The organism is Roseburia sp. 1XD42-69, from assembly GCF_003612565.1.
Lineage (GTDB): Bacteria > Bacillota > Clostridia > Lachnospirales > Lachnospiraceae > Roseburia_B.
The window spans coordinates 114,422-128,500 of record NZ_RAZG01000004.1; the positions used below are offsets into that span (position 1 = coordinate 114,422).

The 14,079-nt window shown below is 45.7% G+C and carries 9 protein-coding genes; all 9 read left to right on the top strand.

Annotated elements, in window-relative coordinates; genetic code table 11:
• Position 1: 1 nt before the first annotated feature.
• Positions 2-2,878: a DUF5722 domain-containing protein gene (locus D7Y06_RS03490; RefSeq protein WP_120406445.1), complete on the top strand. Its 2,877-nt coding sequence runs from the start codon at positions 2-4 to the stop codon at positions 2,876-2,878.
• 12 nt (positions 2,879-2,890) lie between these two features.
• On the top strand, positions 2,891-3,835 hold the full coding sequence (locus tag D7Y06_RS03495) for a glycosyltransferase family 2 protein (RefSeq protein ID WP_120406474.1): 945 nt from the start codon (positions 2,891-2,893) through the stop codon (positions 3,833-3,835).
• A 1-nt stretch (position 3,836) separates the two neighbouring features.
• A complete protein-coding gene (locus D7Y06_RS03500) occupies positions 3,837-4,883 on the top strand; it encodes a DUF6077 domain-containing protein (protein WP_120406446.1) in 1,047 nt (348 codons plus the stop codon).
• A 13-nt stretch (positions 4,884-4,896) separates the two neighbouring features.
• Complete coding sequence (locus D7Y06_RS03505) at positions 4,897-6,483, top strand: ComEC/Rec2 family competence protein (protein ID WP_120406447.1); 1,587 nt, start codon at positions 4,897-4,899, stop codon at positions 6,481-6,483.
• Positions 6,484-6,495: 12 nt separating this feature from the next.
• Positions 6,496-8,289, top strand: a complete 1,794-nt coding sequence (locus D7Y06_RS03510; protein ID WP_120406448.1) for a hypothetical protein — start codon at positions 6,496-6,498, stop codon at positions 8,287-8,289.
• Positions 8,290-8,308: 19 nt separating this feature from the next.
• Positions 8,309-10,126, top strand: coding sequence for a glycosyltransferase family 2 protein (locus tag D7Y06_RS03515; protein WP_120406449.1), 1,818 nt, complete (start codon positions 8,309-8,311; stop codon positions 10,124-10,126).
• Between the two features lie 25 nt (positions 10,127-10,151).
• On the top strand, positions 10,152-11,834 hold the full coding sequence (locus tag D7Y06_RS03520; protein ID WP_120406450.1) for a glycosyltransferase family 2 protein: 1,683 nt from the start codon (positions 10,152-10,154) through the stop codon (positions 11,832-11,834).
• Between the two features lie 64 nt (positions 11,835-11,898).
• Positions 11,899-13,125, top strand: a complete 1,227-nt coding sequence (locus D7Y06_RS03525; protein ID WP_120406451.1) for a lipopolysaccharide biosynthesis protein — start codon at positions 11,899-11,901, stop codon at positions 13,123-13,125.
• Position 13,126: 1 nt separating this feature from the next.
• The gene (locus D7Y06_RS03530) at positions 13,127-14,071 is read left to right on the top strand and encodes a glycosyltransferase family 2 protein (RefSeq protein WP_120406452.1); all 945 of its coding nucleotides are present in this window, start codon (positions 13,127-13,129) and stop codon (positions 14,069-14,071) included.
• Positions 14,072-14,079: the final 8 nt, after the last annotated feature.

Genomic DNA, 14,079 nt, shown 5'->3' on the forward strand with positions numbered 1-14,079 from the left:
AATGAAAAAATTTAGTGGTATCAGGCTTTTTATCGCAGGGCTGATTTTGAGTTTGGGAGTTTCCTTTTTCCCGGCAGAGTGTGTCAAGGCGGCGGAAAATCCGGTGGCCATAAAATCTTGCAAATTAAACGGCAGCGGAAGCAAGCTTACCGTTAAGGCAAAGGTAAAAAAGAAAACTTCCGAGATGGGGAAAAAGCTTTATCTTATAGGTTTGGAACCATATCACTCGGAAACCGGAAAAAAGACCGTCACCCCGCTTGCCAATGTTAGGGCAAAAAAGGGTACAATTACTTTCAAGATAAAATATAAAAGCGACATGCTCTATAAAAAATATGCTGTGGCATATAAAAAGGGGAAAAAGTATCAGATTGTCAGCGATAACAGCTATATCACAAATCCGGAAGCTCTGGCCTCTTACTCTGGCTCCGGGCCAAAGACCTCCTCGAAAAAAGGCCTGCAGGTGGAGGAAATTTCGGATTCCCTGGAAGTTGGGACAAAACATGCGGTGATTAACTGGACCTTAAGCTCTATCTTAACCAGTCAGAGCAATGGAAACGCAGTTCCTTTTAAATACCGGGGGGTGACTTATTACCTGGATGAAAATGTGATGTCCCACAATGATGGGGTGGTGCAGGCCTATAACCAGGGGGGAGCCAAAGTGACCATTATCCTGCTCCTGCCGGAGGATACCAGCAATGCCACTGCTTCCATGCGTTTTAACGGGCCTGCAGCGGCAAAATTTTCCTCCATTAACACGGGAAATAAAGCGGGATGCCGGACTTTTGAGGCGGTGATGACCTATCTTGCCAAGCGTTACGGTACGAAAAACAACCTTGTCTCCGGCTGGATTTTAGGAAATGAGGTGGACAGTCCCTTTTACTGGAATTACGGGGGGAGCAAAAAACAGAGTTCCTACATCAGCAACTATGCCAGGAGTTTTAGAATCTGCTACAATGCGGTGAAATCCGTGAGCAAGAAGGCAAAGGTATATATCAGTGTGGACCACAACTGGAATACGGACCCGGACGGGGCGGGAACCAGATTTTTTTCCACCAAATCCACCCTGGACAGTTTTTATAAAAAGATTAACAAACAGGGGAAAATTACTTTTCAGATTGCCTACCACGCATATCCCCAGGGACTGGGGGACCCCATATTCTGGGATGACAGCAACGCCACAAATTCTGTGAAGGCAAAGATAGTAAATTTTAAAAATTTAAATGTGCTGACGGACTATGTAAAGAAAAATTACGGAAAGAAATATACCATTATGCTCTCGGAGCAGTCTTTTAACTCCACCAGGGGAGAAGTTGTCCAGGCGGCGGCTTACGCCTATGCCTACTATATCAGCGAGACGAACAGCATGATAGAATCTTTTATCTATGGCAGGGAGTTTGACAACGACGGGGAGCCGGGGTATCTCTGGGGGCTTTGCACCAAAGACCATCAGAAACGTCTTTTGTGGCATGTATTCCAGTACATTGATACGGCGGATTCCTTTACATTTACTGACCCGCTGGTGAGCTCCACCAATATAAAATCCTGGACGAAAATAAAAGGATTTAAGAAGGATAAGTTTAAAAAGATGGCTTCCATACGGAATGTAAAGCCGGCAATTACTTCGGCAGAGAGTACGGATACCAATGAGATTACCTTGACCTGGGATAAAATTAAGACAGGGGACGGGTATGAGATAGAGAGAAAAGGTCCGGGGGATAAAGACTATGTTTTGGTGGCTTCTCTTCGGGGCAACTCTACCGTAAGCTTTCAGGATAAAAATGTGCTCTCTGGAAATACATATACTTACAGGGTAAGGATGTTTAAAGAAGCTCCTGTAAAGGGAAAGCCGAATCAGAAAAAAAGTATTTTCGGCCCCAGGTCTGCCGGGGTGAAAGCTGTGGCCACCACCGGGCAGGTGGTTTTGGACACGAAAAAATGTAAGGTGGACGGCAATAAGATTACCATTGCATGGAAAGAATTAAAAGGAGTAAGTGGTTATGAAATTCTTCGTTCCACTCAGGAAGAGGGAGGATACACTTTAATTGGAAAAAGTGATTCCACAAAATATGTGGATGAAAACACTATGTCGGGAACGGAATATTACTATAAGGTCAGAGCTTTTGTTTCTGTGAACGGACAGCGCATGTGGGGGAAAGAGTCAGACAGTGTGAAAGAGACGGCGCTGATTGGACTTACTGCCGCTGTTGTGGACGGGAAGGTAGTCTTAAACTGGACGCAGTGGAAGAATTCTGGAACCTACCGTGTATACTGTGCAGAAGAAGGGGAAGACTTTAAACGGATAGCTGTGGTAAAAGCACCGGGAGCCGGAGGATACTCCTGGTCCGGAGTAAATTATGTAAATGTGGCTAACGATAAGGTTCCTTTTGAATGGGGACATACTTATCAGTTTAAGATAAAGGCTGAGGTGGAAAATGGAAAATTAAGCCCGGACTCCAATGTTGCAGACTTGACCCCGGATCAGGACTTAAATACTACGGAAGTAAACGATATTCCGCCGGAGGATACCACGGAAGAGAACACAGAAGATACAGAGGCAGACGAGAACACCGAGAGCAGCGAAACCACTGAGAACACGGAAAATAGTGAGATAACCGAGAGTACTGAGAGCAGTGAAACTACCGGGGACACGGAAAATTCGGAGAGCATAGGGGATACGGAATCTGTGGAAAACACAGAAAATACAGAGACGATAGATCCTACCGAAAGTATGGATACCACAGAATCCACAGGTGAAACCGGGAATACAGAAAATGTTCAAAATACTGAGACAGAGGATTCCGGCCCAGGCAGCGGGTTTGTGGAAAATACGGAGCATGTGAATATGCCGGGGGAAACAGAGAGTCAGGAAAACTTGTAGTTGGAGGATATTATGCTGCTTACAGTAATTGTACCTTGTTATAACGAGGAGGAAGCCCTGCATTTCTTTTACCGGGAGATGGAAAAGGTAATTGGAATGATGCAGGATGTGGAATTTGAACTGCTGTTTGTCAATGACGGCTCAAGGGATAAAACATTAGAGCAGGTAAAAGAAATGGCAGAGAGGGATAAAAGAGTAAAGTATGTGTCCTTTTCCAGAAATTTCGGGAAGGAAGCCGCTATCTATGCGGGGCTTCAGTATGCCGGGGGGGATATGGTGTGCATTATGGACGCTGACTTGCAGGACCCCCCCTCCCTGCTCCCGGAAATGTACCGGGTGATTGTGGAGGAGGGATATGATTCCGTGGCTACCCGCCGGGTCTCCCGAAAGGGGGAGCCTCCTATCCGCTCCTTTTTTGCCAGAATGTTTTACCGGATTATCAATAAAATTTCAAAGACGGATATTGTGGACGGGGCAAGGGATTACCGCCTTATGACCAGGGCTTTTGTGGATGCCCTGTTAGAGTTAGGAGAGTACAACCGATTTTCCAAGGGGCTTTTCGGCTGGGTGGGATTTTCCACGAAATGGCTGGAATTTGAAAATGTGGAGCGGGTGGCAGGGGAGACGAAGTGGTCTTTCTGGAAACTGTTTATGTATTCCATTGAGGGAATCGTGGCATTTTCCACGGTGCCTCTTTCCCTGGCCTCTTTTGGGGGAGTGATTATGTGCGGCATTTCCGCCCTTGCCATTATTTTTATTATTGTGCGGCAGATTCTCTACGGGGGCTCCGCCTATGGATGGCCCTCCATGGTTTGCATTATGATATTTTTGGGAGGCATCCAGCTGTTGTGTGTGGGAATTTTGGGCTCTTACCTTTCCAGAATGTATCTGGAAGTAAAAAAGCGTCCCATCTATATCTGTAAGGAAACAAATACCACGAAAAACGAAGGAAATTAGCATGTTAAAAACGTTGATTCTGTTGGCAGTGTTTCTGCTGTTTGTCCCCTTTTTACTGGGGCTTTTGATTACCCGTTTTACGGAAAGGGAAAAAAATAATGTGATGTTTAATCTTGTTGCAGGGTACATTTTTGCCCTGGGATTGTTTGAACTTTTAGCCCTGCCTTTGATTTACGGAAGACAGAGCCTTTCTCTTCTCACAAAACTGTACGGGGGAATCCTTTTCGCCGGGGCGGCACTATCCCTTATCTTCAATTACAAAAGGCTGTACCAGGTGTTTTTGGATACCGTTTCAGAGGTGAAAGGCTTTACCCTGGCAATCTGGGGGGAACTTGTTTTAATTTTCTGCCAGGTTTTGATTTATAAACGCTGCCAGTATACCAATACGGATGACGCTTTTTATGTGGCCAGCGCCGTCACCTCTCTCTCCACTGACACCATATTTCAGTATAATCCCTACACAGGGGAACTCTATAAAAATCTGCCTTCCCGCTATGTCTTATCCCCCTTCCACGCATTTATCGCCGTAGTGAGCAAAGCGGTGTGCAACCATCCCGCCATTATCGCCCACTCTGTTTTTATGATTTGGTTTCTCCTGGTGGCCTACATGGTTTATGCTTTAATCGGGAGGAATTTGTTTCACGGGGATAAGGAAAAAACGGGATATTTTTTAATTCTTGTGACAATGCTTACCATTTTTTCCGGTTACAGTGAGTGCACCAGCGGACTGTTCCTCTTAATCCGCCTGTGGCAGGGCAAAGCATTCCTGGCAGGTATTCTTCTGCCCTTGACGCTGTATCTGTTTTTAAGGCTCTTTTGCCGGGGGGAAGAGAAGGGGGCATGGATTGAGTGGTGTCTTTTGGGATTTTTAATGTGCGCCTGCTGTATGGTTTCCTCCATGGGAGTCATACTGGGAGCAGTTATGACAGGGATTTTGGGTATTCTTTTGGCCCTTAAAAAAAAGCGTTTCCTGTGTTTAATCCCTGCGGTTTTGTGTTGTGTGCCAAATTTAATCTGTGCAGGGGCGTACCTGTTTATCAGAGGGTAAGACGGAGGCTGTTTTGAGAGAAATATTCCAATTTGTAAAATCCATGTATGATAATTATAACGGGACGGGAATGCATATGGCGCTGTTTTTTACAGCGGTTTTGTATCTTCTGCTCCAGAAAAAAGACGAAAAGCGCTATGTTTTTTTGGGGTACACCCTGCTGTTTTTTCTCATCTGTTTCTTTCCCCTGACGGCGAAAATCATAATAGCCTGTATCGGGAAAACCGTGTACTGGCGTATGTTCTGGCTTTTGCCCACAGTGGTTATTACCGCCTATGCCGGAGTGCAGGTGATTATGGCCGCAGAAAAAAAGATACGGCGGTATTTCCTGCTTTTTGTTATGGTCCTTGTCATCGCCATGACGGGGACAAGGGTGTACAATGCATCTATGTTTGAGTACAAGCAGAACCATTACAATATCCCCCAGGATGTGGTAACTATCTGTGATATCATAGAAGAGGATGCAAAAGCCAGGGGCATAGAAGAAAAGAAACTGATTGTTCCAAATGACCTTCTTCCCTTTATCAGACAGTATGACGGGGATATAAAAATGCCTTACGGAAACAATGCGGTGCGGGGGGAAACCATAAAAAACAACAATGCCAGTGAGATTTTCCGGATTATGTGCGCAGAGCATCAGAACTGGGACGCACTTAGTTTTTATGCAGCTATGGAAGGGTGCAGTTATCTGGCCTATCCCGTAAATGAGGACGTGGCAAAAGCGGTGGAACAGAACGGTTATGAAAAAATCGGAAGTAGCGGCGCTTATGACGTGTACCGGCAGACCAGGGAAAAGAGCGCCTGGGACGGGCAGTGGCTTTTAACCCAGCACGGCGGGGCCGAGGGGGCCCAGTTGATGTTTTATACCTTAACGGATAACAAGGGCCATGTGGTTGTAGTTGACGGGGGCTGGCGCAGTGATGCGGACTATGTGAGAAGAGAGTTAAAAGCCCTGGGAAACCATGTGGACGCATGGTTTGTCACCCATCCCCACAGAGACCATGCCGGGGCTTTTTATGAGATTTATAAAAAACCGGGGAAACTGGAAATTGATAAGGTATATATGGTGGATATGGCCCCTGTGGATTTGTGCCTTTCCAACGCCCCCTGGGATGAGGTGGAGGTATACGAAAAACTCCTCACCCTGGATATTAAAGAGCTTTCCTATGTCCATCCCGGGGATAACCTGAATATAGAAGGCCTTGAGGTTCAGATTTTTAATGCCTATGAAGATTATGTGGATGAGATATCCGACGACCTTTTAAATGACGGCTCCATGATGTTTAAAGTTACGGCAAAGGAGGAATCCATGCTGTTTTGTTCCGATGTGGGAAAAGGGATGAGCGATTATCTTTTGGATACCTACGGGGATAAGCTTAAAGCGGATTATATACAGATGGGGCACCACGGAAACGGAGGCCTAAAAAGGGATTTTTACGAAAAAACAGGGGCAAAAGCCGCATTTTTTGACGCCCCGGACTGGTTGATGAATGACAGAAGCGGACACTATAAAACCTTGAAAAATACGGCAATGATGGCGGAGCTTGGGGCTAAGATTTACAGTTTTTCCACCACGCCAAACCAGATTCTGATAAAATAAGGGAGGATTTCTATGTTACACGGAACAATTTTTGGGACAATCTTTTATCCCCTGGGGCTTATGGCCTGTGTATTTGGGGTGTATTCTCTGAAGAAATCTTTTCAGCAGTTAAACGGCTTTGTGTGGCTCATCCTGTCTTTTCTTATTACCATTGCCATGGGGGGGATTGTGGCAGGGTTTATCAGCCCCTTGCACATTCCCGTAAATCTCTATTCCATGGGAATCGTCTATTTTGTTTTGGCGGGAATTTTATTTTATTTTATCAAAAAAGAGGGGAAACGGCAGTCCTATGTGTGGGAGAAATATGACCTGATTCTCCTGGTGGGGATTACACTGGGCATGGTGATAATTCTTATCAAACAATTTTCCCCAGCATTAAATTACTGTTATTACAACACGGATGCAGGGCTTCACTTAAAAGAGGCCACCCTTATTGTCCGTTCCCAGAAAGTGACCATGATGTATTTTATGCATCTGCAGAATGCCATGGTCATTGAGATGGTTTCCCCCTTTGTGCGGACAGCGGATTTATTTAAGGGGTATATTTTGGGAGACTGGTTCTTCTTTTTGGTGGAGACTTTGTTTTTTGCCACCCTGATTCGGGGATTTTTAAAGACCATGGCCACAAAGGTTTTCGGAATCGTAATTTTAATTGCCTATACCTTGGGCTATCCCTACTTCGGATACTATTATTCCTTTGGCTACTGGGCAATGGGAGCTATGTACGTGGGATTTCTGGTTTTGGCTTTAAGGCTTTACGAGGAAGCTTTGGTGGAGCGGAAGTATACGGTGTTTATGCTGATGCTGGGGTGCTTTGGGGTAATTACCAGCTACATGCTCTTTGCCCCCATGGCTTTTCTTGCCGTATTTTTCTATCTGGCGGTTTTGGCAAAGCGGGAGGGAAAAATTTTTGCGCTAAAAAATGTGTGGCTAAGTCTTAAGGTGTTTCTGCTGCCAACTATTTACGGGCTGTGCTACTGCCTGTATGGATTTTTTATCTCCTCCGGCACCAGTATCAGCGGGGCCTTGGGAAACCAGGGGGGAATTTACACGGAGCTTTACATGGACTTTTTCTGGACCCTTTTTCCTGTTCTGTTTGTGCTGGTTTCCACATTAAAACAGAAAAAGCTTACCCCGGAAGTTACTTTTTTCCTGGCGTTTTTTCTGTTTACCGCAGGACTTTTGGCCCTGACATTAACCCACCATGTGTCCACATACTACTATTACAAATCTTATTTCCCTCTGTGGATGTTTGCCTGGGTCTTAACCCTTATAGGGGTGGGAATGATGTTAAGGGAGGCAAAGGAGACTCTTTTTGCCTACTGCCTGCTTATCGCAGGGTTTGCAGGGCTTTGTTTTGGAAAGGTGGAGTACCGCATTGTAACTTCCACGGAAAACATTACCGGGGCCATGCACAGCCCGGAGTTTTTTACCCTGTACCAGTTTAACGGGTTTTTGTTCCGCCAGCATCTGGCGGGATTGGATCAATCCCTTCTGGATTTGTATCAGGTGGTCATTGACGACCTTTCGGAAGAAAAAATGGTGCCTCTTATGACAGAGGAACATGATTACGGGGCAACCTATGTGTATGAGGGGGTCAGCGGCTACGATTTCCCGGATTTTTACGAGTGGCGGCACACCAGGGAGGAATTAAGGCAGGCCTATAAGGACTGGGACATTCATTATACGGTGATGTTAAAGGGTTCGGATTTTGAAAAGCAGCACGGGGAAAAAGTGCTGAAAGAGAAAAATGTGGAGATTTATATGGAAAATGAGTCGGGTTATATTTTGTCCGTAAAGCCATAAAAGATACAGGAGGTTTTCCATGAATGAAGAGAAAAAAGTCAGGGATTTTACGCCATATGAAAAATTTTTGGCTTACACCCATGATAAGGGGCCGGATGATGTGGAGGTCTGGAACGGGAAAAAGCATTTTAAAAAGTTAAGAAACACACCTCTTTGGGCCCTTTTGACCCCGGCAAGGGCACTGTGGCATGGGATGCAGTTTGTCTATGTCCACGGGGTTAAGGGATTTCGGGGAAAAGTAAAAAACAAGATAGAGAACAACAAGTGGAGCCGACGAAAAAGAGCCCTGGCATTTTTACAGGAGAATATGCCCTCAGAGGAGGAAAAAAACCGACAGAGGGAAGAAAAATTTTCTTATATGCCCAAAATCAGCGTTCTTGTGCCGCTGTACAATACCCCGGAGAAGTTTCTTCGGGATATGATTGAGTCTGTGATAAACCAGACCTACCAGAACTGGGAACTGTGCCTGGCGGACGCCTCCGACAGCGCTCATGGGGATGTGGCCTTTGTGGTGGATTCCTATGCAGGGGACAAACGGGTGGTGTATCAAAAACTTCAAAAAAACGGCGGCATTGCGGACAACACCAACGCCTGCATCGAAATGGCAACGGGGGATTATCTGGCCCTTTTTGACCATGACGACATCTTACACCCCTCCGCCCTCTATGAATGTGCAAAAGTGATTTCTGAGAAGGGGGCGGAATTTGTCTATACCGATGAGGTGACTTTTGAGGGGGAAAATTTGGAAAACATTGTGACCTACCATTTTAAACCGGATTTCTCCCCGGACAATTTAAGGGGGGTAAACTATATCTGCCACTTAAGCGTGTTTCAAAAAGCGTTGGTGGAAAAAGTGGGGATGTTTTCAAAAGAATACGACGGAAGCCAGGACCACGATATGATTTTAAGGCTGACAGACGGGGCGAACCTTGTGTGCCATGTGCCCCAAGTTCTGTATTTCTGGAGATGCCATGAAAATTCCACCTCCATGAACTTAGATTCCAAATCCTATGCCATAGATGCCGGGCGCCGGGCGGTGAGGGATGGGGAAGCCCGGAGGGGATATCCTGCAAAGGTGCACAGCGCCCAAATCTGCAAAACCCATTACCGCATGGAGTATGAGATAAAAAATCCCAAAGTCACCATACTTATTTTAGATAACCAGGGGAAAACGGAGCTTTCGGAACAGACAAAAGCCTCTGTGGAACAGTACTCCTCTTATAAAAATTATGAGATTTTCTCCTTAAAACCCGGGGAAACTTTAAGGGAAGGGGCAGACAGAGCCCAGGGGGAATATGTCATCCTCCTCCTTTCGGGAACGGAAATTATTACACCAAACTGGATGGAAGAGCTTATCATGTTTGCCCAGCGGAGAGATACGGCCCTTGTAGGAATGCAGATATTAGATGAAAATAATCATATTTTAAGTTCAGATATTGTTGTGGCGCCGACAAAGGAAAAACTGGCCTTAGAGGCAAACAAGGGAGGGCCGTTTGACGCACCGGGGTACATGGGAAGAAACTATTACGCACATAACGTCTCCGCAGTTTCCGGCAACGCCTGCATGGTAAAAAAAGAACTGCTGATTTCCTGTTATAAAGAGGGGGATTCTTTCTTTGGATCCATACTGGCTCTCTGCCTGTCTCTTAGGAAAGAAGGCCTTTTGGTGGTGTTAAACCCCTATGCCTTATGCCAGATTCCGGGGAAGGACTACCGGGAAGAACTGACGGAAGGGGACAAGGATATGCTGATAAGGGATTTTAAGGAACAGATTGCAGAAGGGGACCCATACTATAATAAAAATCTGTCTTACGAAACGTTCTGGCAGAAGAAATAAAATTTTGTAATCGGGAGGATAAGCCATGCTCAGTGATTTTGATTTAGAAGGAAAAAATAAGGTACAAAAAGCCGCCTACTACCTGAAAAATTACGGTGTGGGCTATACCGGGAAAAAAGCCCTGAGGAAACTTGGGGTGCCCATCAGCCAGGAAAGCGAGTATATGACTTTTTTAAGGCGCGTAAGTCCCTCTAAGGCTGAGTTAAATGTACAGCGGAAATCCGGCTTAGAGGGAAGGTTCCACTTTACCGTTGTCTTAGAGCAGGGGGAAGAAAACCGCAGTATGGACTGGAAAAAGCAGACGGTTCTCCCGGTTTCTGTGATGAAGCTGAAAGAGGGGAAAACGGCGGAAGATATTTTAAATAAGGCCAAGGGAGATTACTTGGTGTTTTCCGGGAAAGGGGCAGTGCCAAGGGAGAATTTTCTCTATGAAATCTGCATAGCGGCAGAGCTTGGGGCGGATCTTATCTATACGGATGAAGACAATGCCAGGGGGAAAAAACGTTTCCGTCCTTTCTTTAAGCCGGATGCAAGTTTAGAGTTTCTTTTAAATTTCCAGTATCTGGGGAGAATCTTTGTGATAAAAAAGGAACTGTTTGGGAAAATAGTGGAAAAGACAAAAGGGGAATTAACTGTTTCGGGAGACGACTGGTACGATATTGCCATCCAGTCCTTCCTTCTGGCAGGGCAGATCCGCCACATACCAAAAGCCCTGTTTTCCAATGAAATGGATGGGGAAGGGACCGGATTTGTCCGGGGAACTGGGGAAAAGCAGGGGGATGCCCTCAGGCATTACCTGAGAACAGAAGGGTTAAAAGGAAATGTAAAATCCTCTGACGTACCGGGGTTTTTCCATGTGGAGTATGAATTAAAAGAGGAGCCGTTAGTCAGCATTATTATTCCCAACAAAGACCATACGGACGACCTGAAACTCTGCCTGGATTCTTTAAAGGACAAGGAATCCTATGAGAATTATGAGGTGATCATTGCAGAGAATAACAGTGAGGACAAGGCCACCTTTGACTATTATGAGAAGATACAGCGGGAGGATGAGAGAATCCATGTGGTGACTTTCCAAGGGGGATTTAACTATTCCGCCATCAACAATTTTGCAGTGGAACATGCTTTGGGGGAGATTTTCTTATTTTTAAACAATGACACGGAATTTACAGACGGAAACGCCTTAAAGGAGATGGTTTCCTCTGTGTTAAAACCTGGGGTGGGAGCCTGCGGGGCCATGCTCTATTACGGGGATAACACCATACAGCACGCCGGGGTGATTATCGGTATGGGGGGCTTTGCGGCCCATGCCCTGTGGAGCCTTAGAGACCGGGATGAGACATATTACCCCTTTTCCCTCTGTGAGCGGGAAGTCTCCGCTGTCACCGGGGCCTGCCTTATGGTGAGAAGAAAGGTGTACGAGGAAGTTGGGGGCATGGGGGAGGATTTTGCCGTGGCCTTAAATGATGTGGATTTCTGTATGAAAATCTGTGAGAAGGGCTATAAAATCCTGTTTAACCCCTATGCAAAGCTCTATCACTATGAGTCAAAGTCCAGAGGGTACGAGGATACGGAGGAAAAGCAGAAAAGGTTCCAAAAGGAAATTAACCGTTTCCAGGAAAAATGGGAAAAGGAGATACAGGCGGGAGATAAGTATTACAATCCCAATTTAACCCTCCACAGGGCAGATTACTCCATGGACATATAGGGAAAAATATGGTATACTTAGCAAATTGAGAAAGGTACGGTACAGTTTTAAGACAGGAAAAGACATGAAAGAAAAATCCACATTAGCAAATATATTTTACAACAGTTTCGGCACCATGTTTTACTATGGCTGCCAGTGGCTTACCACAATTTTAATTGTGCGCCTTTCCGGGTATCAGGATGCGGGAAATTATTCCCTGGCCATGACTTTTACAGCGGCATTTGCCATTTTTGCCCTGTTTAATACCAGGCAGTACCAGGTTTCCGATGTAAAAGGGGAATATTCGGACAAAACTTATATTACCTCCCGTTACATCGCCATGGGGGCAGCTTTTCTTATCTGTGCCATAGGGCTTTTGTTTAACGCCTATACCCCTTACCAGTGGGGAATCATCCTTTTGTATATGGTGTTTAAATGCGTAGAGGCATGGGTGGATGTGTACCACGGCATCTGCCAGAAAAAGGGAAGGATGGACTTTATCTGTTACTCCTTTTTGATGAGGGGCGTGCTTATGATTGTAAGCTTCTGCGGCCTGATTTATATTACGGGAAATCTGATGTACGGCGTTTTAGCCATGACAGTTTCCACATTTCTGGTGGTATTCTTTTATGACAGGGTCATGGCCCTAAAGTTTGTGGAAAAGGACAGGGCGGATTTTAAGGCTTTAAAAACCCTGATGGTAATTTTAGTCCCCCTGGTGGTTGTGGCGGTGACAAACAATTTGTCCATCTCCCTCCCCAAATATTTTTTGGAGCGTTATTTTGACGAGACAGTGCTGGGCTATTATTCTTCCGTTGCAACCCCCAGCATGATTGTCCAGGTGGGGGCCAACACCATTTTCGTGCCCTTAATCACGCCATTGGCGGACAAGCTTTTAGCAGATGATAAAAAAGGCTTTGCAGGGATTTTAAAAAAGGTTTTTCTCGCCTTTGTGGTCCTGTCCGCATTGGCTGTAATTGTGTCATTTTTGCTGGGAGAGTGGTTTTTGGTACAGGTATTTGGGGAGGAGATACGTCCCTACGCCTATCTCTTTGTGCCCATTATCACCACAACCCTCTTAATCAGTATCAACGCCTGCCTATTTCCGGTGTGCACGGTGTTTCGGGAGATAAAGGGACAGCTTGCTGTGGGTATTCTGGGAATCTTATCTTCCCTTATTGCCTCAATGGTTTTGGTGAAACGTTACTGTATGGACGGTGTGGTGATTGCACTGTTGATTACTTTGGGAATACAGATTATAATTGAAATATACCTTGTGTTTCGCAGGATGAAAAAATGGAAGGAAATCTGAAATGGATAAGATTGCAGTATTAGTTCCCTGTTACAATGAGAGCCGCACCATAAAAAAAGTGGTGGAGGATTTTAAGCGCGTATTGCCGGAGGCTGTCATTTATATCTACGACAATAATTCCACCGACGGGACGGACGAGATTGCCCGGGGGGCGGGGGCCATTGTGCGCTATGAGTACAAGCAGGGCAAGGGAAATGTAATAAGGAGAATGTTCCGGGATATCGATGCGGAGTGTTATATTATGATTGACGGGGACGATACCTACCCGGCGGAGGCGGCCCCGGAGATGGTGAAAATGGTCTTTGAGCAGAACGCGGATATGGTGGTGGGGGACAGGCTTTCTTCTACCTACTTTACGGAAAACAAAAGGCCCTTCCACAATTTCGGGAATTCCCTTGTAAGAAAGAGCATCAACGTGCTCTTTGAGACGGATATTAAGGACATTATGACGGGATACCGGGCCTTCAGCTATCTCTTTGTAAAGACTTTTCCAGTGCTCTCCAAGGGCTTTGAGATTGAGACGGAAATGAGTATCCATGCCGCGGATAAGAATATGCAGGTGGAGAATGTGGTGATTGAGTACAGGGACAGGCCGGAGGGAAGCGTTTCCAAGCTGAATACTTTTTCCGACGGGTTTCGGGTGCTAAAAACCATTGCCAGGCTCTACCAGACCTATAAGCCTATGAACTTTTTCGGGATAATTGCGGCGGTTCTTGCCCTTTTGTCCATTGGCTTTATGATTCCCATTTTAATCCAGTACGGACAGACGGGGCTTGTCCCCCATTTTCCAACCCTGATTGCCTGCGGTTTTGTCATGCTTGCGGCGATTCAGTCTTTTTTCTCAGGGCTTATCCTGACTACTTTAGGCCAGAAGAACCGCCAGGATTTTGAGATGCAGCTTCAGACAATGCGGATACAGAGGGATAAGTTGTCACAGCACAAATAGATAAGCTA

Coding starts and splice junctions, on each gene's coding strand:
- D7Y06_RS03500 (WP_120406446.1), top strand. CDS start 3,837: ATGTTAAAAACGTTGATTCTGTTGGCAGTGTTTCTGCTGTTTGTCCCC.
- D7Y06_RS03515 (WP_120406449.1), top strand. CDS start 8,309: ATGAATGAAGAGAAAAAAGTCAGGGATTTTACGCCATATGAAAAATTT.
- D7Y06_RS03520 (WP_120406450.1), top strand. CDS start 10,152: ATGCTCAGTGATTTTGATTTAGAAGGAAAAAATAAGGTACAAAAAGCC.
- D7Y06_RS03525 (WP_120406451.1), top strand. CDS start 11,899: ATGAAAGAAAAATCCACATTAGCAAATATATTTTACAACAGTTTCGGC.
- D7Y06_RS03495 (WP_120406474.1), top strand. CDS start 2,891: ATGCTGCTTACAGTAATTGTACCTTGTTATAACGAGGAGGAAGCCCTG.
- D7Y06_RS03530 (WP_120406452.1), top strand. CDS start 13,127: ATGGATAAGATTGCAGTATTAGTTCCCTGTTACAATGAGAGCCGCACC.
- D7Y06_RS03490 (WP_120406445.1), top strand. CDS start 2: ATGAAAAAATTTAGTGGTATCAGGCTTTTTATCGCAGGGCTGATTTTG.
- D7Y06_RS03510 (WP_120406448.1), top strand. CDS start 6,496: ATGTTACACGGAACAATTTTTGGGACAATCTTTTATCCCCTGGGGCTT.